18 protein-coding genes are annotated in these 22895 nt (G+C 74.7%); 13 read left to right on the forward strand and 5 right to left on the reverse strand.

Annotation, left to right across the window (positions count from 1 at the left end; genetic code table 11):
• Positions 1-67: 67 nt before the first annotated feature.
• The 4 genes from EJK16_RS15355 to EJK16_RS15370 all read right to left on the reverse strand — a co-directional run bounded on the left by EJK16_RS15355 (position 68) and on the right by EJK16_RS15370 (position 6712).
• Positions 68-1780: an AMP-binding protein gene (locus tag EJK16_RS15355; protein ID WP_127130834.1), complete on the reverse strand. Its 1713-nt coding sequence runs from the start codon at positions 1778-1780 to the stop codon at positions 68-70.
• A gap of 247 nt (positions 1781-2027) precedes the next feature.
• Complete coding sequence (gene mgrA / locus EJK16_RS15360; protein WP_127130836.1) at positions 2028-3062, reverse strand: L-glyceraldehyde 3-phosphate reductase; 1035 nt, start codon at positions 3060-3062, stop codon at positions 2028-2030.
• A gap of 64 nt (positions 3063-3126) precedes the next feature.
• Complete coding sequence (serA, locus tag EJK16_RS15365; protein WP_127130838.1) at positions 3127-4347, reverse strand: phosphoglycerate dehydrogenase; 1221 nt, start codon at positions 4345-4347, stop codon at positions 3127-3129.
• A gap of 67 nt (positions 4348-4414) precedes the next feature.
• On the reverse strand, positions 4415-6712 hold the full coding sequence (locus tag EJK16_RS15370; protein WP_240646094.1) for an AAA family ATPase: 2298 nt from the start codon (positions 6710-6712) through the stop codon (positions 4415-4417).
• Positions 6713-6987: 275 nt separating this feature from the next.
• Between EJK16_RS15370 and EJK16_RS15375 the strand changes: the two genes are divergently transcribed.
• From EJK16_RS15375 to EJK16_RS15385, 3 genes are all read left to right on the forward strand, one after another.
• On the forward strand, positions 6988-7998 hold the full coding sequence (locus EJK16_RS15375; protein WP_127130842.1) for a proteasome assembly chaperone family protein: 1011 nt from the start codon (positions 6988-6990) through the stop codon (positions 7996-7998).
• Positions 7999-8116: 118 nt separating this feature from the next.
• Entirely contained in the window at positions 8117-9526 is a 1410-nt protein-coding gene (locus EJK16_RS15380) for an MFS transporter (RefSeq protein WP_127130844.1), read from the forward strand.
• A 278-nt stretch (positions 9527-9804) separates the two neighbouring features.
• Positions 9805-10011 (forward strand): cold-shock protein, encoded by a 207-nt coding sequence (locus tag EJK16_RS15385; RefSeq protein ID WP_127130846.1) that lies wholly within the window; start codon positions 9805-9807, stop codon positions 10009-10011.
• 136 nt (positions 10012-10147) lie between these two features.
• Here the strand turns inward: EJK16_RS15385 and EJK16_RS15390 are convergent, their stop codons facing one another.
• Positions 10148-11014, reverse strand: a complete 867-nt coding sequence (locus EJK16_RS15390; RefSeq protein ID WP_240646096.1) for a spermidine synthase — start codon at positions 11012-11014, stop codon at positions 10148-10150.
• A gap of 47 nt (positions 11015-11061) precedes the next feature.
• Between EJK16_RS15390 and EJK16_RS15395 the strand changes: the two genes are divergently transcribed.
• From EJK16_RS15395 to murD, 10 genes are all read left to right on the forward strand, one after another.
• Positions 11062-12315: a DNA polymerase IV gene (locus EJK16_RS15395; protein ID WP_127130848.1), complete on the forward strand. Its 1254-nt coding sequence runs from the start codon at positions 11062-11064 to the stop codon at positions 12313-12315.
• Between the two features lie 53 nt (positions 12316-12368).
• A complete protein-coding gene (locus EJK16_RS15400; protein WP_127130850.1) occupies positions 12369-12749 on the forward strand; it encodes a DUF3040 domain-containing protein in 381 nt (126 codons plus the stop codon).
• Between the two features lie 484 nt (positions 12750-13233).
• A complete protein-coding gene (gene mraZ, locus EJK16_RS15405) occupies positions 13234-13665 on the forward strand; it encodes a division/cell wall cluster transcriptional repressor MraZ (protein ID WP_127130853.1) in 432 nt (143 codons plus the stop codon).
• Between the two features lie 202 nt (positions 13666-13867).
• Entirely contained in the window at positions 13868-14905 is a 1038-nt protein-coding gene (rsmH, locus tag EJK16_RS15410; protein ID WP_127130855.1) for a 16S rRNA (cytosine(1402)-N(4))-methyltransferase RsmH, read from the forward strand.
• Positions 14902-15300 (forward strand): hypothetical protein, encoded by a 399-nt coding sequence (locus EJK16_RS15415; protein ID WP_127130857.1) that lies wholly within the window; start codon positions 14902-14904, stop codon positions 15298-15300. Before rsmH ends, EJK16_RS15415 begins: the two co-directional genes overlap by 4 nt.
• Positions 15297-17078, forward strand: a complete 1782-nt coding sequence (locus EJK16_RS15420; RefSeq protein WP_127130859.1) for a penicillin-binding protein 2 — start codon at positions 15297-15299, stop codon at positions 17076-17078. The genes EJK16_RS15415 and EJK16_RS15420 overlap by 4 nt, the downstream gene beginning before the upstream one ends.
• Before the next feature lie 50 nt (positions 17079-17128).
• Complete coding sequence (locus EJK16_RS15425; protein ID WP_240646097.1) at positions 17129-18700, forward strand: UDP-N-acetylmuramoyl-L-alanyl-D-glutamate--2,6-diaminopimelate ligase; 1572 nt, start codon at positions 17129-17131, stop codon at positions 18698-18700.
• Positions 18697-20193, forward strand: a complete 1497-nt coding sequence (gene murF, locus EJK16_RS15430; protein WP_127130861.1) for a UDP-N-acetylmuramoyl-tripeptide--D-alanyl-D-alanine ligase — start codon at positions 18697-18699, stop codon at positions 20191-20193. The genes EJK16_RS15425 and murF overlap by 4 nt, the downstream gene beginning before the upstream one ends.
• Positions 20190-21275, forward strand: a complete 1086-nt coding sequence (gene mraY / locus EJK16_RS15435) for a phospho-N-acetylmuramoyl-pentapeptide-transferase (RefSeq protein ID WP_127130863.1) — start codon at positions 20190-20192, stop codon at positions 21273-21275. The genes murF and mraY overlap by 4 nt, the downstream gene beginning before the upstream one ends.
• Complete coding sequence (gene murD, locus EJK16_RS15440; protein ID WP_127130865.1) at positions 21272-22771, forward strand: UDP-N-acetylmuramoyl-L-alanine--D-glutamate ligase; 1500 nt, start codon at positions 21272-21274, stop codon at positions 22769-22771. The genes mraY and murD overlap by 4 nt, the downstream gene beginning before the upstream one ends.
• Positions 22772-22895: the final 124 nt, after the last annotated feature.

Below are 22895 nucleotides of genomic sequence, written 5' to 3' on the forward strand. Positions count from 1 at the left end.
GTGGCGGAGGGGAAGCCGCCACCACCGACGGCTTCTTTCTGGGCTCGGGGACTCCCTCGACCGGCCGTCAGCGCGCGTCCTCGCCGCGGTGCAGCAGCTGCTCGCGGACCGTGCGGCGCAGGACCTTGCCGAGCTGGGAGCGTGGCAGCTCGTCGAGCACGGCGATGCGCCGGGGCATGGCGTAGTGGGACAGCCGGTCGTGCGTCCACCGGCGGACCGTGTCCAGGTCCACGCGCGCCCCCGGATCGAGCACGAGCGCGGCGACCACGCTCTCGCCGCGAACGCCGTCCGGCAGCCCGACCACGGCGACGTCACTGACGCCCGGCATCGCGCGCACCGCGTCCTCGACCTGCGAGGGGTAGACGTTGAAGCCGCCGGAGATGATCAGCTCCTTGATGCGGTCGGCGAGCACCACGAAGCCATCGCTCTCGCGCCGCACGATGTCCCCGGTCCGCAGCCAGCCACCCTCGAGGAGCACGGCGGCCGACTCCTCCGGGCGGCGGTAGTACCCGGAGAACACCTGGGGCCCCCGGACGAGCAGCTCGCCGAGCTCGCCGTCGGGGACGTCGGTGGCGGGGTCCTCGGGGTCCACGATGCGGATCTGGGTCGACGGGAACGGGATGCCGAGGGCGCCCGGGCGGCGGCTCGGGCCCATGGGGTTTCCCAGGGCGACCGGTGAGCACTCGGTCATGCCGTACCCCTCGATAATCAGGCCGCCGGTGACGTCCTCCCAGCGGGCGGCGACCTCCGGGTCCAGGGCCATCGCGCCGGAGATGGCGAAGCGCACGGAGGTCAGGTCCGCGCCGCGCTCGATCGCGGCCCGGGAGAGCCGGTCGAACATGGGCGGCACCCCGGGGAAGAACGTGGCCGGGCGCCGGCGCATCGCCGCGAGGACCATGTCGACGTCGAAGCGCGGCAGCACCACCTGGGTGGCGCCGACCCGCACGGCGAACGTGAGCGAGAGGGTGAGGCCGAACGCGTGGAAGAACGGGAGCGCGGCGTAGAAGGTCTCGGTGCCGGGGCGCAGTCCCGGCACCCATGCCTCGCCCTGGGCGACGTTGGCCAGGAGGTTGCGGTGCGTGAGCGCCACCGCCTTGGGGGTCCCCGTGGTGCCACCGGTGTGCAGGAGGACCGCGAGGTCGCCGGCGCTCGGCTGCGGGTGGTCGCTCGCCACCGGGGCGGCCGTGCGCATTGCGCGCTCCCAGCTGCGGACGCCGGCGGGCACGGGGCCGCGCATGGCGCCCCGCTGGGCCCGCGCCGCGGCCACCGGCAGGCGCAGCAGCAGGCGTGAGCGCAGGGGAAGTGCCGCGGTGAGGTCGACCGCGAAGACCGTCCGGCCCCGACGGTCGCCGCCGGGGGCGACGCGGTCCAGCGCCTTCTCCCAGCACACGACGACCCGCGCGCCGTGCGCGTCCAGCTGGGCCTGGATCTCGGCCGGCGGGGCCAGCGGGTTGTGCTCGGCGACCACCGCGCCCAGGCGCAGCGCGGCGTAGAAGGCGACGACGTGCTGCGGGCAGTTCGGCAGCACCAGGGCGACGCGGTCGCCCGCCCGTACGCCCGCGTCCGCGAGGAGTCCGGCGGCACGTTGCACCTGCGCGGAGAGGGCGCCGTAGGTGGTCGTGGCGCCGAGGAAGTCCAGCGCCACCTTGTCGCCGAAGCGTGCGGCCGCGTCGTCCAGGAGCGCGGAGACCGCGTGGTCGGGCACCACGATCTCGGCCGGCGGGGAGGCGAGCGCCGCGGCGTCGTCTCCGCGGGTGGTGGGGCGGGAGTTCTCGGGCATGCGGCCTTGTCTCGGGTGGGACGTCGGCGTGCCACGGTGTGGAGGGCTGGCGTGGTTCCGGCGGAGCGATAGGTGAATGCTCCGAGCGTAACCTACGCAACCGTAGGTTATGTAGGGGCGGCGCCGTGGCGTCGGGCGCAGGCGGCGCGGGGTGCCGGACGCCGACGCCGGGCGCCGGACGCCACCGCCGGACCAGGGGCGCGGCGCCGGCGTGCCCGACAGGGCACGCCGACGCCGCGGGGGCGCCCTACAGGTCCGAGGACTTCGCGGCCCAGATGTTGATGCCCGCGTTCACGGCGTGCTCGTCGATCTGCGCGAGCTCGTCCTCGCTGAACTCCAGGTTCTCGAGCGCGGCGAGCGAGCTCTCCAGCTGGGCCACGCTCGAGGCGCCGATCAGGGCGGTGGTGACCCGGGGGTCGCGCAGCACCCAGGCGAGCGCCATCTGGGCGAGGCTCTGGCCGCGGGTCTCGGCCATGCCGTTGAGGGCGCGCACGTGCGCGAGGGAGGTCTCGCTGAGGAACTCCTTGCGCAGCGACCCGCCCCGCGCGGCCCGCGAGTCCGCCGGGATCCCATCGAGGTACTTGTCGGTGAGCATGCCCTGGGCGAGGGGGGAGAAGACGACGGCCCCCATGCCGCGGTCGCCGAGCACGTCGAGCAGGCTGGGCTCGCCCTCCTCGACCCACCGGTTGAGCATCGAGTACGACGGCTGGTGCACGAGGAGGTCCAGGCCGATCTGGTCCGCCACCTCGAACGCCTCGAGGGTGCGCTGGGCCGAGTACGAGGAGATCCCGGCGTAGAGCGCGCGCCCGGAGTCGACGGCGGTCTTGAGGGCGCCGAGCGTCTCCTGCAGCGGGGTGGTCACGTCGAAGCGGTGCGAGTAGAAGATGTCCACGTAGTCCAGGCCCATGCGCTCGAGCGACTGGTCCAGGGACGCGAGGAGGTACTTGCGCGAGCCGCCGTTCCCGTAGGGGCCCGGCCACATGTCGTAGCCCGCCTTGGTGGAGATGACGAGCTCGTCGCGCACGCCCGAGAGGTCCTCCGCGAGCATCCGCCCGAACGACTTCTCCGCCGACCCGGGGGGCGGCCCGTAGTTGTTGGCCAGGTCGATGTGGGTGACACCCAGGTCGACGGCGCGCAGCACGATGTCGCGCTGCGTCGCGTACGGGCTGGCCTCGCCGAAGTTCTGCCAGAGGCCCAGCGCGATGGCGGGCAGGTCGAGGCCGCTGCGTCCGCAGCGGCGGTAGGTCATGGAGTCATAGCGATCGGTCGCGGGGGTAAACATGCCTCCCACGGTACTGTGGCGCGCCGACCGTCACGGCGGACGTGGCGGTCGGCGCGTCGACCGGTCAGTCCCTCTCGTCGGGGCGCACCATGACGCGCAGCCGCAGCGTGTCCTCCATCTCGCGCACGGCGGCGACTGCCTCGCGCGGCAGCTCCGAGCCGATGTCGGTGACCACGTAGCCGATCTCGCCGCGGGTGCCGAGGATCTGGCCCTCGATGTTGGCGCCGTGCTCCGCGAAGGTCTGGTTCACGAGCGCGAGCACGCCCGGGGTGTTGCGGTGGACGAACGCCACCCGGTACCGGGCCGCCTCGGAGGGCTCGAGCGTGAGCCGCGGGAGGTTGACCGACAGGTCGGTCGAGCCCGTGCGCAGGTACTTGCCCAGCTTGCCGGAGACGAACAGGCCGATGCTCTCCTGCGCCTCCTGGGTCGAGCCGCCCACGTGGGGGGTGAGGATGACGTTCGGCAGGCCGCGCAGCTCGGAGTCGAACGCGTCGCCCGTCCGCTTGGGCTCGTCGGGGAAGACGTCCACGGCGGCGCCGGAGACCGAGCCGTCGAGGATCTTCTCGCGCAGCGCGCTGTAGTCGACGAGGAAGCCGCGGGAGAGGTTGAGGAACGCGGCGCCGTGCTTCATCTGCGCGAACTGCTCGGCGCCGAACATCCCGGCGTTGCCCTCCCGGCCGTCCACGTGCAGCGTGACGACGTCAGCCACGGTCAGGAGCTCGGCCAGGGAGCCCATGCGCTGGGCGTTGCCCAGCGCGAGCTTCTCGGCCGTGTCGAAGAAGACGACCCGCATGCCCAGCGCCTCGGCGACGACGGAGAGCTGCGTGCCGATGTTGCCGTAGCCGACGATGCCGAGCGTGCGGCCGCGGACCTCGTGCGAGCCGGTGGCCGACTTGTCCCACACCCCGGCGTGCAGCGCCTTGTCCCGCACGGTCAGCCGCCGGGTGAGCGAGATGATCTCCGCGACAGCGAGCTCGACGACGGAGCGGGTGTTCGAGAACGGTGCGTTGAACACCGCGATCCCGCGCCGGGCGGCGGCCTTGAGGTCGATCTGGTTGGTGCCGATGCAGAACGCGCCGATCGCGACCAGCCCCGGGTGCGCCGCCAGGACGCGCTCGGTCACGTGGGTGGTGGACCGGATGCCGAGGACGTCGACGCCGTCGAGGGCCTCGATGAGCTCGTCCTCGTCCAGGGCGCCGGGGCGCCGGACGACGTCGAGCCCCGCGGCGGCGAGGACCGCGTCGGCGTTGGTATGGGGGTTCTCGAGGAGGAGTGCGCGTGCCACCCGCCCATGGTCCGCTCGTCTCGCATTGCGGAGCAAGCCCGTCCAGCCCGTGGATGGCCCGGGGGCCCTACCCCCGGAAGCCGGCGGGCAGCTCCCCGGCGTGGACCACGTGCAGGCGGCGGGTCGGGCGAGTCATGGCGACGTACAGGTCGCCCGGCCCGCCGACGAGCACCGCACCCGGCTCGACCAGCACGACGACGTCGAACTCGAGGCCCTTGACCTCCACCGCGTCGAGCACGACGAGCCGGGACCCGAGGGGGTCGTTGCCGGAGGTGGCGAGCGCGGCACGCAGGTCGGTCTCGGCCGCCAGCGGCGCCAGCAGGTCGAGGTCGTGACCTGCGGGGACGACGACGGCCACGCGCCCCGACCCCGCGCCGTCGCTCGCGTCGAGCGCGGCGAGCTCGGCGCGGACGATGTGCACGACGGCGCCCGGGAGCTCCTCCGGGCCCGCGAGCCTGGTCGTCGCCAGGGCGCCGGGCAGGTCGCGGGCGGCGCGCACCGGGTAGGTGGGGGGCGCACCCTGGGCGGTCATCACCGCCGTCGCCGCGTCCATCACGGTGGCGGGCGTGCGGTAGCTGATCGTCAGGACGGACTCGCGCACGTGCTCGCTCGCGGCGCGGCCGAGCACCTGCGTCCACGACCGGGCGGGGTGGTGCCCGCTGCGCTGCGCCAGGTCCCCGACCACGGTCATCGAGCGTGAGGGGCAGCGGCGCAGCAGGGCCCGCCAGGCCATGGGGGAGAGCTCCTGGGCCTCGTCGACCACCACGTGCCCGTAGGTCCACGACCGGTCGGCGGCGGCGCGTTCGGCGGTGCTGAGCCTCGGGCCGGTGGCCGCGAACCGCTCGGCGAGCATCTCCGCGCTGACCATGCCCATGCCCAGCCCCTGGGCGGTGATGGCCTCCTGCGCGAACCGGACCTCCTCGGCGGCCTGGATCTTCGACTCGGCCCTGGCGCGGGTCGCCTCGGCCTGCTCGTGCGGCCCCAGGAGCTCGGCCAGCTCGTCCAGCAGCGGGACGTCGGCGACGGTCCACGCCGAGCCCTTCTCCCGCTCGAGGAGCGCGCGGTCGGCGGCGGGCATCGAGCCGGCGTGGCCCTCCAGCAGGTCGGGGCGGGCGTAGAGGCGCTCGAGCAGCCCGTGGGGCGTCGTCGGCATCCAGCACAGGTTCAGCGCCACGCGCACGTCGCGGGCGCTGCGCACGTCCTCCATCAGGTAGGCCCGCTCGGCGGCGTCGTCGACGCCCTTCTCGCCGGCGTACTCCCGCACGAGGGTGTTCAGCATCGTCAGGGCGAAGGTGTCCCGGGCCTGGTTGTGCGGCAGACCCGTGCGACGGGCCTTGGCCATCGCCGACCGGACGTCCTCGGGGTGCAGGTGCAGGGTGGTGCCCTCGACGGCGAGCTCCTGGACGGACCCGGGGACGCGCTGCAGGCCCCGGACGGCACGCGCGAGGACCTGCACCATGGCGGTACGGCCCTTGAGGACGGCCACCTCCTCGGGCTCGTCCGCGGTGGCGACGGTGCCGGGCAGGAGGTCGGCCATCGTGGTGGCGACGACGTCGCTCTCCCCGAGGGAGGGCAGGACCTGCTCGATGTAGCGGAGGAAGACCCTCGACGGGCCCACCATGAGGACGCCGGATCGCTCCAGGCGCTCGCGGTGGGCGTAGAGGAGGTAGGCCGCGCGGTGCAGCGCGACCGCCGTCTTGCCCGTGCCGGGGCCGCCCTGCACCACGAGCACGCCGTCCAGGGGCGAGCGGATCACGGCGTCCTGCTCGGCCTGGATGGTGGCCACGATGTCGCTCATGCGCCCGTCCCGCGCGGCCGACATGGCGGCGAACAGCGCGCCCTCGCCGGTCAGGCCGCTGGCGACCTCGTCGTCGATGTGCTCGTGGTTGAGCAGCTCGTCCTCGACGCCGAGGACGGTCCGGCCGCGGGTCATCAGGTGGCGGCGGCGGACGACGTCGCCGGGGTTCGCCGCGGTGGCCTGGTAGAAGGGGCGGGCGCTGGGGGCGCGCCAGTCGACGAGCAGCTGGTTGTGCGTCGCGTCGGACATGCCGATGCGCCCGACGTAGCGCGGGTCCTCGGAGCGCAGGTCGAGCCGGCCGAACACGAGCCGGTTCTCGACGTGGTCGAGGCGCGCGACGGCGTCGGCGTAGTGGGCGGCGAAGGCGTCCCGCTCGGAGCGGTTCTGCGGCGAGCCCGAGGGTCCCTCGCGGCGCACGTTCGTCAGGCGTGTGCCGTAGGACGCGCGCAGCGTGTCGAGGCGGTCGTAGACCTTGTCGACGTAGACCTGCTCCTCGGCGACGGCTGCCTTCGGGGGCGTCGCGGATGCGCTCGTCCCGGTCTCGGGCGTGGTGGCCGGTCCTGGCACGGAAGCTCCTGGGTGTAGGGCGAGGCCGGCCACCCGGCGGGGTGGTGCGGCGTTGGCACGGCCAACCATTATCCGCCTCGGCGGCCCCTCGTGCAGGCATCGCCCACCGCCCGGTGGTGCGCCGCCGGAGAGGCGGGCCGCGCGAGCGGCGTGGCGCGGCGTGTCCGTGGCCCCGCTTCGGCCGGTCCCCGTCCGGAGCCGGCTCGCGGAATTCCCGGACGGCCTGCGATGTTAGGTCATATAGATCTTGACCCTGACGTGAGAGGAGCGCCGACATGCGCGATCCCCTGGAGCTGTACACGATGAGCCCGCGCGCGTACGACGCCGCCCCGGTGCCGGTGCTCGTGCACGCGATGCGCGGCTCGCTCGACGCCGGGCACGCGGGCGCGCTGGTGGCGCGCCACCTCCTCGACTCCCTGCCCGTCGAGCGCATCGCGACCTTCGACGCCGACGCGCTCGTCGACTACCGGTCGCGCCGCCCGCCGATGACCTTCGAGGACTTCCAGTACACGGACTACGAGGAGCCCGTCATCGCGCTCGACCTGCTGCGGGACGACGAGGGCACGCCGCTGCTCCTGCTGCACGGACCCGAGCCGGACCTGCGGTGGGACGCGTTCACCACGGCCGTCATCTCCCTCGTGGAGGACCTCGGCGTGCAGCGCACGATCGGCGTGCAGGGCATCCCCATGGCGGTGCCCCACACCCGGCCGGTGACGGTCACCTCCCACGCCACCCGTGGCGGGCTGGTCGACCCGCAGCGCCACATGATGGGCACCGTCCAGGTGCCCGGGAACATCGCCGGCCTGCTCGAGCTGCGCCTGGGCCGCGCCGGCCACGACGCCCTCGGCTTCGCCGCGAACGTGCCGCACTACCTGGCCCAGGCCGAGTACCCGAGCGCCGCCGCCGAGCTGGTCCGCCAGATCTCCGGCAACACCGGCCTGGCCCTGCCCGTCGGGGAGCTCGAGGCCGCCGCGGCGGAGACCATGCTTCAGATCGAGGCCCAGATCTCCGCCTCCTCCGAGGTCGGGGCGGTGGTCCACGCGCTGGAGCAGCAGTACGACGCCTACATGGAGGCCGCCGCCCAGCCCGGTCAGACCACCCTCCTCGCGGAGCCCGGCAACATCCCCACGGCCGACGAGATCGGCGCGGAGCTCGAGGCGTTCCTCGCCGAGCACAAGCAGGGCGCGCCCGAGACGGACGAGCCCGGGGGCGGGCCGGCACGCCCCGAGCTGCCGCGCGGCGCGTCGGATACCGACGAGCGGCCGGCGGATGGGCCGCAGGCCTGAGCCCCACCGGGAGACCCTCGCAGCGACCGCTGCGAGGGTCTCGTCGTCTACGCGTTGTGAGCAGGGTCATCGGTACCGGGAGGGGCATCCCCGGCCCGGCCGGCCCGGGGCTGGAACAATGACGGGCGTGTCGCCCTTCCAAGACCCCGCCCCGCCCCGCCTGGCCTTCCTGGTGTGGGGGGCGGGCCTCGCGGCGTACATCGTGGCGGTCACCGGGCGCACCTCGCTGGGGGTCGCCGGCCTGGAGGCCATCGACCGCTTCGGCATCAGCGCCTCGACGCTCTCCCTGTTCTCCGTGGTGCAGCTGGCGGTCTACGCCGCCGCCCAGGTCCCCGTCGGGATCGTGCTCGACCGCATCGGCAGCCGCAAGGTCCTCGCCGTCGGCGCCGTCATCCTTGCCGGCGGTCAGCTCATGCTGGCCCTCGTCGACACCCTCCCGCTGGCGCTCGTCGCCCGCGTGCTGGTCGGCATCGGCGACGCCACCGCGTTCGTGTCCGTGCTGCGCCTCGTCCCGGCCTGGTTCGCCGCGCGCAGGGTGCCGGTCCTGACCCAGATGACCGGCATCATCGGCTCGACCGGTCAGATCGTCTCCGCGGTGCCGTTCCTGGCGGCGCTGCTGACCTTCGGGTGGACCGCGGCGTTCGCGTCGCTGGCGGCCCTCGGGATCTTCATGGGCGCCGTCGCGGCGATCGTCGTGCGCGACCGGCCCGCGCCCCGGGTCCGGGTGGCGGGGGCCCGTGCCCCGTCGGGGCGGGACGCGGCGGTGCAGCCGGTCGGGACCGGCGCGGAGCTGCCGCCGACGTCGGTGCCGACCCCCGCCCGGGAGAAGGTCACGATGCGGGCCGTGCTCACCGAGCCCGGGACGTGGCTCGGGTTCTTCACCCACTTCGTGTGCCTGTTCCCGACCAACACCTTCACGCTCCTGTGGGGCGTGCCGTTCCTGACCGCCGGCCAGGGCGTGAGCGCGCAGTCCGCCAGCGCGCTGCTCACCCTCAGCGCCCTCGCCGGGGTCGTCTTCGGTCCCACCTTCGGCGAGCTGCAGGCACGCCACCCGCTGCGCCGGTCCTGGCTCGTGCTCGGCGCCGTCGTCTTCGTCATCGCCGCCTGGGCGTCGGTGCTCATCCCGGACACCCCGCGCCCGATGTGGCAGCTCGTGGTGCTGGTCATCGCCCTGACGGCCTCCGCGACCGCCTCGAACATCGGGTTCGACTTCGCCCGCACCTTCGTGCCGCCCGCGCGGCTGGGCACCGCGACGGGCATGGTCAACGTCGGGGGCTTCGTCGCCTCGCTGATCTCGATCTTCCTCGTCGGCCTCGTGCTCGACGTCGCGCGCCCGGGCGGGGAGTACATGCTCGCCGACTTCCGGGCCGCGTTCTCCGTCCAGGGCCTGCTGTGGGCCGTGGGCCTGGCCGGGCTCTTCCTCGCCCGGCGGGCGACCCGGCGGGGGATGGCCGAGCGCGGCGTCGTCGTGCCTCCGGTGCGCGAGGCCATCGCCCGCATGCGCGCAGCCCGCCGGCACGAGGGCTAGGCCGCCGCGTCGCGCACCGGCGCCCCGCGATTCCGGCCGGAAAATTGCCGCCAACTCGGGGCATAACTGCTGGCGGGGGAATCGTGACCCATGCCATAGTGGGCGCGTTGCATCTGCGTTTCCCTGACGTGCGACCCGGGACCGGCCGGAGCCGGCCCCACGTCCGTGCACGCGGCCCCCGGGCCCGCGCCGGACGAGCAAGGAAGTGGGACGGCATTGCGGCGATTCACCGGGCCGGCACGGGTCGGCCCACCAACGTCCCGGAAGGACACAGCAAGATGGCACAGGGAACCGTGAAGTGGTTCAACGCTGAGAAGGGCTTCGGTTTCATCGAGCAGGACGGTGGCAACGCGCCTGACGTGTTCGTCCACTACTCGGCGATCCAGTCCGACGGCTACCGCTCGCTCGAGGACGCGCAGCGGGTCGAGTTCGAGATCACCCAGGGCCCGAAGGGTCCGCAGGCGGAGAACGTCCGCGCTCTCTGACGCACCCGGTCGGCCCGCAGGGCTGCCCAGCGAGGGGCCCGCACCATGGCGGTGCGGGCCCTTCGTCGTGCCCGGGCGCGCCGCTGGGGCGCGCCCGGGCCGCGCCGCGCCGCCGAGGGGGTGCCGGGCGCGCCGCTCAGGGCGTGGCGCCCGGCCCCGTCGTCGCCGCGTCGCGCTCCGGGGCGAGCGTGCCCCGGAACGTCGCGAGCTCGGCCCCGTGCACGAGCCTCACCGGCAGGGGGAGCCGGCGCAGGTCCCGCTCGAGGCGCGCCATCGGCAACGGCGCCGCGGACGCCGCGAGCACGACGTTTCCGTAGCGCCGGCCCCGCAGGATGGCCGGGTCCGCGAGGAGCGCCACGGAGGCGAAGAGCTCCTGGAGGGCCGCGACCTCCGCGCGCGCCTGGCGCAGCGGCGGGTGGTCGGTGAGGTTGACCAGGTAGAGCCCGTCCGGGCTCAGCACGCGGCGGACCTCCGCGGCGGCCTCCACGGTGCGCACGTGCCGGGGCACCAGGCCGGCGTCGAAGACGTCGCGGACGACCACCTCCCAGGCACCGTCCGGCAGGGTGGCGGTCACGGCGCGCGCGTCCCCGCTGCGGATGCGCAGCCGCGGCGCCCGGGGCAGGTCGAACCAGGTCCGGACGAGATCGGCCAGGACGGCGTCCAGCTCGACCGCCAGCTGGGTGGAGCCGGGGCGCCGCGCCTCGAGCGCGCGCGGCAGCGCGCAGCCCGCGGCGCCCAGGTGCAGGGCCCGCACCGGCCCGGCCGGCCGCGCCGCGTCCAGGACGGCCGCCATCTGCTGCATGTACTCGAACTCCAGGTGCGCGGGGTCCTCCAGGTCCAGGCACGAGCTCTCCGTCCCGTCGAGCAGGAGCGTGACCAGGTGCCCGGCGCCGGGCTCGCGGCGAAGGGTCGCCGTGCCCAAAGACGTCGGCACCGGCCCGGTGGGCAGGTCCGCCGGCATGGACGCACGGCGGGGCGGGGCGGGGCGGCGACGGTCGGGCACGTGGCCACGTTAGCCTGGGGGGACGGACCGGACGGGGGAGCGACGAGATGAGCCGAGCGCCGCGCAGCGCGCAGGCCCGTCGCTCCTGGGGCGACGACGACACCGGGGCCACGATCCTGCACGTCGACATGGACGCGTTCTTCGCCTCCGTCGAGCTGCTGGACCACCCGGAGCTTCGGGGGCGTCCGGTCATCGTGGGCGGCGAGCACCGCGGGGTGGTCTCCGCCGCCAGCTACGAGGCCCGCGCGTTCGGCGTGCACTCGGCGATGCCCGTCGCCCGCGCGCGGGCGCTGTGCCCGCAGGCCGTGGTGCTGCCCGGACGCCACCGCCGCTACGCAGAGGTCTCCGCCCAGGTCATGACGGTGATGGGCGAGGTCACCCCGGTGATGGAGAAGGTCAGCATCGACGAGGCTTTCCTCGACGTCACGGGCGCGCTCCGGCGCATGGGGCCGCCCGTGGCGATCGCCCGGTGGCTGCGCCGGGAGATCCGCTCCCGCACCGGGGTGCCGGCGTCCGTGGGCGTGGCGGCGACCAAGCACGTCGCCAAGCTGGCCTCCGCGCACGCCAAGCCGGACGGGCTGCTCCTCGTCCCCGCCGCCGCGACCGTGGAGTTCCTGCACTCGCTCCCGGTGGGGGCGCTCTGGGGCGTGGGGGAGAAGACCGGCGTCGTCCTCGAGCGCCACGGGATCGACACCGTGGCCGAGCTCGCGGCCACCCCGCTGCGCGCCCTGCACCGCATGCTCGGCGTCGCCGCCGGCCAGCGCCTGCACGAGCTCGCCTGGGGGATCGACCCACGCGGGGTCACCCCCGGGCGGGAGGAGAAGTCGGTGGGCACCGAGACGACCTTCGACGTGGACTGGACCGACCGCCGCGTGCTCGAGCGGGTGCTGCTCGAGCAGGCCCACCAGTGCGCCGCCCGCCTCCGGGCCGAGGGCATGCTCGCCGCCACCGTCGCGATCAAGGTCCGGATGGCCGACTTCACGACCCTCACGCGCTCGCGGACATTGGGCGCGCCGACGGACCTGGCGCGCGACATCGTCACGGCCGCCCGCGAGCTCTTCGCCGGCGTCGAGATCCCCGCGGACGGCGTCCGCCTGCTCGGGGTGCGCGCCGAGCGGCTCTCGCGCGCGGCCAGCACCGGTGTTCAGGCCACCCTCGACGAGAATGTCCACCAGGCGCGCGCCGAGCGGGCGATGGACGGTGTGCGGGCCAGGTTCGGGTCCCAGGTGCTCCGCCCGGCGTCGCTGCTTGAGACGCGGCACGATCCGGCTTTCCCGAGCGCGCGCGGGGACATATCCTGATCACTGAACCGGCGCCTCACGGGTGCCGGGATGGCGGGAACCATGGAGGTCCGATGCCTCTCTCCGAGTACGAGCAGCGCATGCTTCAGCAGATGGAGCAGCAGCTGCGATCTGACGACCCCCGGCTCGCCAGCACCCTGGCGGACAAGCCCCACGCGAACGTGCGGCGGCTGAGCCTGGGGGCATTGTTGTTCCTTCTGGGGTTGGGCGGCCTGGTCGGTGGCGTTGCCATCCCTCAGATCTGGCTCGGCGTGCTCGGCTTCCTCGCGATGCTCGGCGGCGTGATGCTCGCGATGAGCGGGCCTCGCGGCGGCGGCGCCCGGGGCCGCGGCGCCAAGCGGTCCGGCGGCCCGGGGGCGACGGCGTCTCCCGGCGGCTTCATGCAGCGCCAGGAAGACAAGTGGAACCGGCGCAACGAGGACCGGGGCCGCTAGCCCAGAGCGCACGGCCGGACGGCCGACGAACGACCCAGCCCGTGGCACCCGCCACGGGCTAGCTGCGTTCACCCGTCGTGCGCCACCCGGAGCTCGGGCGGCGCCGCGCTTTTCCCGGCGTGTCGCGCTTGCCGCGCCCGGACTCGACGTGCCTCCCCGCGCTTCCCTCCACCGCATGCCCCATAAAGGGTGCTCCAACCATCGGCTCACCCCACTTCGCTCCACCCCACTCTCAGGTGCCGCCTCAGCGCGCCGACAAGGTCTGACAAATGGCGGAATCCCGCCCCTCCACCAGCGCACCGGCAATGACGCCGCGGCTGATCACCGCATTGCGCCGTAAAGCCCTCCACCTCGGAACATGCCTCTGACCTGCGCTTTCTTCGGGTTGTCCCGCGAGATGGGGCCGTTTTTGCATTGACGGGGGAGGGAAGTGGAGTAATGTGGGGCCCTCGGGTGCGGCGCGGGTCGGAAGGGGGGTGCCGGTGTGTTCCTGGGGACCTATGCGCCTCACCTCGACGAGAAGGGCCGGCTGATCCTTCCTGCCAAGTTCCGCGAACAGCTCGCCCCCGGCATCGTCCTGACCCGGGGCCAGGAGCGGTGCCTCTACGCGTTCCCCGCGCGGGAGTTCGAGGACATGCACACCCGGCTGCGCCAGGCCCCCGTGACCAGCAAGCAGGCTCGCGACTACCTCCGCGTGTTCCTCTCCGGTGCCACCGACGAGGTCCCGGACAAGCAGGGGCGCATCACGATCCCGTCCAACCTGCGCCAGTACGCCGGCCTCGACCGTGAGCTCGCCGTCATCGGCGCGGGAACCCGCATCGAGGTCTGGGACGCAGCCGCGTGGGAGACATACCTCGCCGAGCAGGAGGTGGCGTTCGCCGAGACCGCCGAGGAGGTGGTCCCGGGACTCTTCTGAGCCGCGCACCCCACCGACCCCGGACACCCGACGACGCACCACCCGAGCAGCCCCCGCACGGCGAGGTCTCTCACCGCGACTCTGACGCACTTCCCCGGCGCCAGAGCAGGCGGAGGGAGTCCTGGCCGGGCGGTGGCGGGCCAGGCCCACCACCAGCACCCCACCCGCAGGCGACGCCTGCTTCGCGAACCAGGAGCACACCATGAGCCAGGCTGATGCAGCATCGCTGCACGTGCCGGTGCTCGCCGCGCGCTGCCTGGACCTCCTCGCCCCAGCGATCGAGCGCGAGGGCGCCGTGCTCGTCGACGCCACCCTGGGGATGGGCGGGCACACCGAGGCCGCGCTGCGCCGCTTCCCCGCCCTGCGCGTGGTGGGCATCGACCGCGACCCCCAGGCCATCGCCCTGGCCACCGCGCGGCTGGCGCCGTTCGCCGACCGCTTCACCGCGGTGCGCACCACGTACGACCACATCGACGACGTCGCCGCCGAGCACGGCACGGGTGGCCTCGTCGAGGGCGTGCTGATGGACCTCGGAGTCTCCTCCCTCCAGCTCGACGACGCCGAGCGCGGCTTCGCCTACGCCCACGACGCGCCGCTGGACATGCGGATGGACCAGTCCAGCGGGATCTCCGCCGCCGAGCTGCTCGCCACCGCCGACGAGGCCGAGCTCCGCCGCATCCTGCGCGCCTACGGCGAGGAGAAGTTCGCCGGCCGCATCGCCGCGGCGCTGGTCCGCCGCCGTGCCACCGACCCCGTCACCCGCACCGGCGAGCTGGTCGACATCGTGCGCGCCTCCATCCCCGCCGCCGCACGCCGCACCGGCGGGAACCCCGCCAAGCGGACGTTCCAGGCGCTGCGCATCGCCGTCAACGGCGAGCTCGAGGTCCTCGAGCGCGCCCTGCCCCGGGCCGTCGAGGCCCTCGCCGTGGGCGGGCGGATCGTCGTGGAGTCCTACCAGTCGCTCGAGGACCGCGCGGTCAAGACCGTCCTGGCCCGCGGGGCGACCTCCTCGGCGCCCCCGGACATGCCGGTCGAGCCCGAGACCCACCGCCCCTACCTGCGCCTGCTCACCCGCGGCGCGGAGGAGGCGGACGCCGAGGAGCGTGAGCGCAACCCGCGCGCCGCCTCGGTGCGGCTCCGCGCGGCCGAGCGGCTGCGCCCCACGCCCGACCACCTGCGTGCCACGCCCGACCAGCACCACCCGACCCGACCCCACAGACCAAGGAGGAACGCCGCATGAGTGCCGCGCCCGCACGCGCCCCGCGAGGCGCCGTACCCCGCAGTGCCCCGAGCTGGCGTCCGCGCCTGTCCGTGGTCCCGAGCCCCACGCCGGCGCGCAGCCTCATGGGCTACCTCGTCCTGTGCGTCGCCGCGCTCGTCGCCGCGCTGCTCGGGGCCCTCCTGCTCAACACGCAGATGGCGGCCACCGCCTACGAGATCCACGACCGGCAGGTCGAGCTGACCCGCCTGGACGAGGCTGAGGCCTCGCTGCGCGCCCAGGTGGAGGAGGCCGGCTCCCCGGCCGCGCTCCAGCGCCAGGCCGAGGAGCAGGGCATGGTGCCGGCCGAGAAGCTGCGGTTCATCCAGCTCTCCGACGGCCGCCTGCTCGGGTCCGAGACGCCGAGCGCCGGATGACCGACCGCGCCTCCGTCGCGGGCGGCCGCCGGGGACGGCGGCAGCTCGCGCTGGTCGCCGTGCTCACGCTGCTGCTCGTCTTCGGCGGGCGCCTCGTCTACGTCCAGGCGCTGCAGGGCCCCGAGCTGGCCGAGCAGGCCCGTGAGGACCGCACCCGCACCTCCCTGATCCGCGCGGCGCGCGGGGACATCCTCGACGCCGACGGCGAGGTCCTCGCCACCTCCGTGGAGCGCTTCAACGTCGGCGTGAACCAGAACCTCGTGCGCAACTACAAGCGCGTCGACCCCGAGACCAAGAAGGTCCTGGGCACCGGGGCGGCCGCCGCGGCCGAGGTGCTCGCCCCGCTGCTCGGCCGCGACAAGGCGGAGCTGGGCGCGGAGCTCGTGGGCGAGTCCACCTTCGTCTACCTCGCCAAGGGCCTCACGCCCGAGCAGTGGCGCGAGATCGACGACCTGGGCGTCCCGGGCATCGAGCCGGAGGAGACCACCGAGCGCATCTACCCCAACGGCACGACGGCGGGAAACATCATCGGCTTCGTCGGCCGCGACGGGAAGGGGCTGGCCGGGCTCGAGCTCACGCTGGACAAGAAGCTCACGGGCACGGACGGCAGCCTGACGGTCGAGATCGGCGGCACGGGCCAGGTCATCCCCACGGGCACCCGCGAGGAGGTGCCCGCCGTCCCCGGCCAGACCGTGCACACAACCGTGGACCGGGACCTGCAGTTCTTCGCGCAGCAGACCATCGACGCGCAGGTGGCCAAGTACGGCGCCGAGTGGGGCGCCGTCGTCGTCGAGGAGGTCGGCACGGGCCGCATCCTCACGATCGCGGACTCGAGCACGGTCGATCCGGCCAGCTACCAGGACTCCGCGGCGAAGGACCGCGGCTCGCGAGCCGTGCAGAGCCCCTACGAGCCTGGGTCGACCGGGAAGCTGCCCACCGTCGCCGCGGCGGTCGAGGAGGGCAAGGTCACCACCAGCACCCCCTTCACGGTCCCGGACCGCCTCACGATGCCCAACGGCCAGACCTTCAGCGACAACGACGCCCACGAGACGCTGCACCTGACCCCCACCGGGGTGCTCGCGATGTCCTCCAACACGGGCACGGTCCAGATCGGCGACCTCATCGACGACCACGTCCGCTACGGCTATCTCAAGAAGTTCGGGTTCGGCACCCGCACCGGCATCGAGCTGCCGGGCGAGAGCGGCGGGACGCTGCGCGAGCCCGACTCGTGGGACCCGCGCACCCGCTACACCACCATGTTCGGCCAGGGCATGTCCGTCACCCTCCTGCAGAACACCTCCATGGTCGCCACGCTCGGCAACAAGGGCGTGCGCGTCGACCCCAGGGTGGTCGACGGGATGACCGACGGGGACGGCACCCTCACGCCCACCGTGCCGCCCGAGGGCGTCCGGGTGGTCAGCGAGGAGACGGCCGCGACGATGGTCGCGATGATGGAGTCGGTCACGGCCGACGACGGCACCGGCATCCTCGGCCGGATCGACGGGTACCGGGTCGCCGCCAAGACGGGCACCGCCCAGATCGTCGACGGCTCGGGCGGGCTGAACTCCCGCCTCGGCTCCTACGTCGGCCTCGTCCCCGCCGAGAACCCCCGCATCGCCGTGGGCGTCGTGCTCTACAAGCCCGTGGGCATGTCCTACGGCGGCGTCATCTCGGCGCCCGTGTTCCGCGACGTCGCGAAGTTCGCGCTGCACACGCTCGGCGTGCCGCCCTCGACCACGCCGGCGCCGAACCTGCCGCGCACGGCGGGGCAGGGGTGAGCGCCGCCACAGGTGAGGAGCGCGGCGCCCGAGGAGTTCACAATGGGTCGGTGATCCCCGACAACCTGCTGCGCCCGACCACGCCCCGCCCGCACCGCCTCGGCGCCCTCGCCGAGGCCTTCCCGATCGACCCGGTGGGCGGCGGCGGGGCGGGCTGGGCCGACGTCGTCGTGCGCGGCGTCACCGCGGACAACCGCCAGGTCGCCGGGGGAGAGCTCTTCGCGGCGCACACCGGCGCGCACGTCCACGGCGCCCGCTTCGCCGGGGCCGCCGCCCGCGCGGGGGCGGCGGCGGTCCTGACCGACCCGGCCGGTGCGGCGCTCCTCGAGACCGCCGCGCCCCTGGGTGTGCCCGTGCTCGTCACCGAGGACGTCACCGCGCTGCTGGGCGAGCTCGCCGCCGAGCTCTACGGCCACCCCGGGCGCGCGCTGGCCACCTTCGCCGTCACCGGCACCAACGGCAAGACCACCACGGCGTTCATGCTCGACCACGCCCTGCGCGCCCTCGGCCGGACCACCGGGCTGATCGGCACCGTCGAGGTGCGCGTGGCCGGGCGCGCGGTCCCCGCGACCCTGACCACGCCGCAGCCCGCCGAGCTGCAGGCGATGCTCGCGGCCATGGTCGAGGCCGGCGCCTCCGACCTCGTCATGGAGGTCTCCTCCCACGCCCTCGCCCTGGGCCGGGTGGAGCCCCTGGTCTACGAGGTGGCCGGGTTCACCAACCTCACCCCCGACCACCTCGACTTCCACGGCGACATGGAGTCCTACTTCCAGGCCAAGGCCGCGCTCTTCGCGCCGGCGCGGTCCCGGCGGGGCGTCGTCCTCGTCGACGACGCGTGGGGCCGGCGCCTTGCGGACCAGGTGGCCCGGCAGGGCGGCCACGCCGCGACCCTGGCCACGCGGGCGGGCACGGACGCCGACTGGCGGGTGACCGAGTCGTCCGCGGGCGCCGAGGGCACGGCGTTGACCCTGACCCACCGCGACGGTCGGGCGCTGCGCACGCGGACCGCGCTGCCCGGGGAGTTCAACCTCGCCAACGCCGCCCTCGCCGCCGTCATGGTCCTCGAGAGCGGCGTGGAGCCCGCGGTCCTCGAGGCGGCGCTGGCGGCGACCGGGGGGCTGAGCCCGCAGGTCCCCGGCCGCATGGAGCAGCTCAGCGCCCGGCCGCGCGTCGTCGTCGACTTCGCGCACAACGCCGACGCGCTCGCCCAGGCGCTGGCCGCGCTGCGCCCCGGCACCGCCGGCCGCCTCCGGGTGCTCTTCGGTGCCGCGGGGAACCGGGACCGCGCCAAGCGACCCGAGATGGGCCGCCTGGCCGTGCTCGGCGCCGACGACGTCGTCGTCACCGACGACGACCCCCACGACGAGCCCGCCGCGCAGATCCGCGCCGAGGTCCTCGCGGGCGCCACGCCCCCTGTGCCGGACACCACCGTGCGGGAAATTGCGCTGCGCGAGGAGGCGATCCGTACGGTGGTCCTCGAGGCCGCCGACGACGACACCGTCCTCGTGGCCGGGCGAGGCCACGAGACGGTGCAGGAGATCGCCGGCGTCGCCCACCACCTCGATGACCGCGAAGAGGTGCGCGCCGCCCTGGCGCTGCGCACCGGAGGACAGACCCGATGATCACCATGACCCTCGCCGAGGTCGCCGCCGCCACCGGCGGGCACCCGGCAGGCGCCCAGGGCACGGACCCGGGCGACCTCGTCGTCGACGGCGACGTCGTCACCGACAGCCGGGCCGCGGGGCCCGGGAGCCTCTTCGCCGCGTTCGTGGGCGAGCGGGTGGACGGCCACGACTTCGTCGCCGCGGCCCTGGCCGCCGGCGCCGTCGGCGCGCTCGTCTCCCGCCCCGCGCCGGTGCTCGCGGCCGGCGCCGACGCGCGCCGCCTCGTCGTCGTCGACGACGTCGCCGCGGCCCTGGGCCGCCTCGCCCGCCACGTCCTGGCGCGGCTGCGCGCCGCGCGCACGGCCGAGCGCCCCCTGCGGGTGGTGGCCGTGACCGGCTCGGTGGGCAAGACGACCACGAAGGACCTCCTCGCGGAGCTGCTCGCCCCCCTCGGGCCGCGGATCGCCCCGCCCGGATCGTTCAACAACGAGATCGGCCTGCCCCTGACGGTGCTGCGCGCGACGGACACCACCAGCACCCTCGTGCTGGAGATGGGCGCCGACCACATCGGCAACCTCGCCTACCTCACCTCCGTCGCGCCGCCCGACGTGGCCGTGGTCCTGGCCGTGGGCCGCGCCCACCTGGGGGAGTTCGGCGGCATCGAGAACGTCGCGCGCGCCAAGTCGGAGCTGGTCACCGGGCTCGTGCCCACCGGCACCGCGGTGCTCAACGCCGACGACGCCCGCGTGGCCGCGATGGCCCCGCTCGCGCCGGGCCGCGTCCTGACCTTCGGCCGCGGCGCGGGCGCCGACGTGCGCGCCACGGATGTGACCACCGACGACGCCGGCCGTGCCCGCTTCACCCTCACCGCCGCCCAGGGGTCGGCGGCCGTGCACCTGGCCCTGGTCGGTGAGCACCACGTCGGCAACGCCCTGGCGGCGGCGGCCGTGGCCCTCGACCTCGGGGTGCCGCTGCCCGACGTCGCCCGGGCCCTGGCGGCCACCTCCGCCGCGAGCCCGCACCGCATGGACGTGCGCGAGCGCGCCGACGGCGTGCGGGTGATCGACGACTCCTACAACGCCAACCCGGACTCCGTCCGCGCCGGCCTGCGGGCGCTGGTCCGCCTCGCCGGCGGCGGCCCGCGCGACGGCGGCTCGCCCGACGGCGGCCGGAGCCGGCGCACCGTCGCGGTCCTGGGCGAGATGCTCGAGCTCGGGGAGGACTCCGTGGCCGAGCACCGCACGGTCGGGGCCGACGCCGCGGCCCTGGGCGTCGACGTCGTCGTCGCCGTCGGGCCCGGCACGCGCCCGCTCGCCGCCGCGGCCGGCGCCGCCGCGGGGTGCGAGGTCGTCGAGCTCGACGACGTGCCCGCGGCCGAGGCGTACCTCGCCCGGTCGCTGCGCGCGGGCGACGTGGTGCTCCTGAAGGGCTCGCACGGCTCCGGCATCTGGCGCCTCGCGGACGCGGTCCTCGCCCCGCGGTCCCCGGCCGGCGAGGGGATGCGCGCATGATGGCGGTCCTGATCTCCGGCGCGGTGGCGCTGGTGCTGTCCATGGCGGGCACCCCGTTGTTCGTCCGCCTGCTCGTGAAGCGGAACTACGGCCAGTTCATCCGCGAGGACGGCCCGACCGCGCACTTCACCAAGCGCGGCACGCCCACCATGGGCGGCGTCGTCATCATCGCCGCGACGATCCTCGGGTACGTCATCGCGAACCTCGCCACCGGCCGGACGCCCACGGCGTCGGGCCTGCTGCTGCTGTTCCTCATGGTCGGGCTCGGCCTGATCGGCTTCCTCGACGACTACATCAAGATCTCCCGGGAACGTTCCCTCGGCCTGAACCCCAAGGGCAAGATCATCGGGCAGGCCGCGATCGGCATCACGTTCGCGGTGCTGGCCCTGCAGTTCCCCAACGACAACTTCCGCACCCCGGCGTCCACCCGCGTCTCGTTCATCCGGGACACGGGCATCGACCTGGCGTGGGCGGGCCTCGGGCTCGGCCTCGTGCTGTTCGTGCTCTGGGCCAACTTCCTCATCACCGCCTGGTCCAACGCGGTCAACCTCACCGACGGGCTCGACGGCCTGGCCACCGGCACCTCCATGCTCGTGTTCGGCGCGTACACCGTCATCACCATCTGGCAGGCCAACCAGTCCTGCCAGTTCCTGCCCGAGCCGGGCCAGGGGTGCTACGAGGTGCGCGACCCCCGCGACCTGGCCATCGTCACCGCCGCGATCGTCGGCGCGTGCTTCGGCTTCCTGTGGTGGAACACCTCACCGGCTCAGATCTTCATGGGGGACACGGGGTCGCTCGCCCTGGGCGGCGCGCTGGCCGGTCTGTCGATCCTGACCCGCACGGAGATCCTCACGGCGATCATCGGCGGGCTCTTCGTCATCATCGTCATGAGCGACGTCATCCAGATCGGCTTCTTCAAGGCCACGGGCCGGCGGGTGTTCCGGATGGCGCCGCTCCATCACCACTTCGAGCTCAAGGGCTGGGGCGAGGTGACCATCGTGGTCCGGTTCTGGATCATCGCCGCGCTGTTCGCGGCGGGCGGGCTCGGCCTCTTCTACGCGGAGTGGGTGTCGGTGGCATGAGCGAGGACCTCTCCCGCCCGGCGGACCTGGGCGGCGCCCGCGTCGCCGTCGTCGGCCTGGGCGCCTCCGGCCGCGCGGCGCTCGAGGCGCTCGGCGCGGCGGGCGCGCGCCTGTCCGGGTTCGACGCGGCCGGGGCGGCGGTCGAGGCCGCCGCGGCCAGCGGCGAGGTCCCCGCGGCCGCCGCCCTGCGCGCCGTGGCCGACCCGGCCGAGCTCGCCGAGCAGGTGCTCGCGGGCCGGCCCGACATCATCGTGGTCTCCCCGGGCGTGCCCGCCGTCGCGCCGCTGCACGCGCGGGCGGCCGCGGCGGGCGTGCCGGCCTGGAGCGAGGTCGAGCTGGCCTGGCGGCTGCAGGCCCGCCGCGCGGACGGCTCGCGCGCTCCCTGGCTGACACTGACCGGCACCAACGGCAAGACCACCACCGTCGGGATGCTCGCCTCGATCCTCACCGCGGCGGGGGAGCGGGCCGAGGCCGTCGGCAACGTGGGCACGCCGATCGTGCGGGTGGCCACCCGGGGCGGCGCCGACGCGCCCGACGTCCTGGCCGTCGAGCTCTCCAGCTTCCAGCTGCACGCCACGCACACCGTCAGCGCGCAGGCGAGCGCGTGCCTCAACATCGCGCCCGACCACATCGACTGGCACGGCTCCTACGAGGCCTACCGTGCGGACAAGGCGCGGGTGTACGCCCGCACCCAGGTGGCGTGCGTGTACAACGTGGCAGACCCGCAGACCCGGCGCATGGTGGAGGAGGCCGACGTCGTCGAGGGCGCCCGCGCCGTCGGCTTCACCACCGCCACGCCCGCCGTCGGACAGCTCGGGCTCGTCGAGGAGTACCTCGTCGACCGCGCCTTCGGCCCCGACCGCCACCGCGCCGCCCTGGAGCTGGCGACGCTGGAGGACCTCGCGCACCTCGCCCCCGCCGGCGGCGACGTCCCGGCCCACGTGGTCGCGGACGCCCTTGCCGCGGCCGCCCTGGCCCGCGCCCACGGCGTCACCCCGGAGCGGGTGCGCCAGGGACTGCGGGACTACTCGGCCGGCGCCCACCGCATCGAGCTGGTGGCCACGGTGGCCGGCGTGGGCTACGTCGACGACTCCAAGGCCACGAACGCGCACGCGGCCGCCGCCTCCCTCGGCGCGGTCGCGCCCGGCACCGCGGTGTGGGTGGCCGGGGGCCTGGCCAAGGGCGCCACGTTCGACGAGCTCGTGCGCGCCCGGCGCGACCGGCTGCGCGCCGTCGTGCTCATCGGCACCGACCGGGAGCCGCTGCGCGGCGCGCTGGCGCGACACGCGGCCGACGTCCCGGTGATCGAGGTCGACGCCGCCCAGGATGAAGCCGTGATGCCCGAGGCCGTCGCCGCGGCGGCCCGGCTCGCCCAGCCCGGCGACACGGTGCTGCTGGCCCCGGCGTGCGCGTCGATGGACCAGTTCCGCAGCTACGCCGAGCGCGGCGAGGCGTTCGCGCGGGCCGCACGCGAGCTGGGGAGGGCGCACGGATGACCACCGTCGACGGTGCCCGGGGACGTCGCCCCGCCCGCGCTTCCGCCGCGCGCCCGGCCCGCCCCGCGCCCGGACGCAGCGCCGCCACCCGCACCGGCGCCACCGCGGCGCGCCCCGCGCGCGG

Source organism: Georgenia sp. SYP-B2076 (assembly GCF_003991205.1).
GTDB lineage: Bacteria > Actinomycetota > Actinomycetes > Actinomycetales > Actinomycetaceae > Georgenia.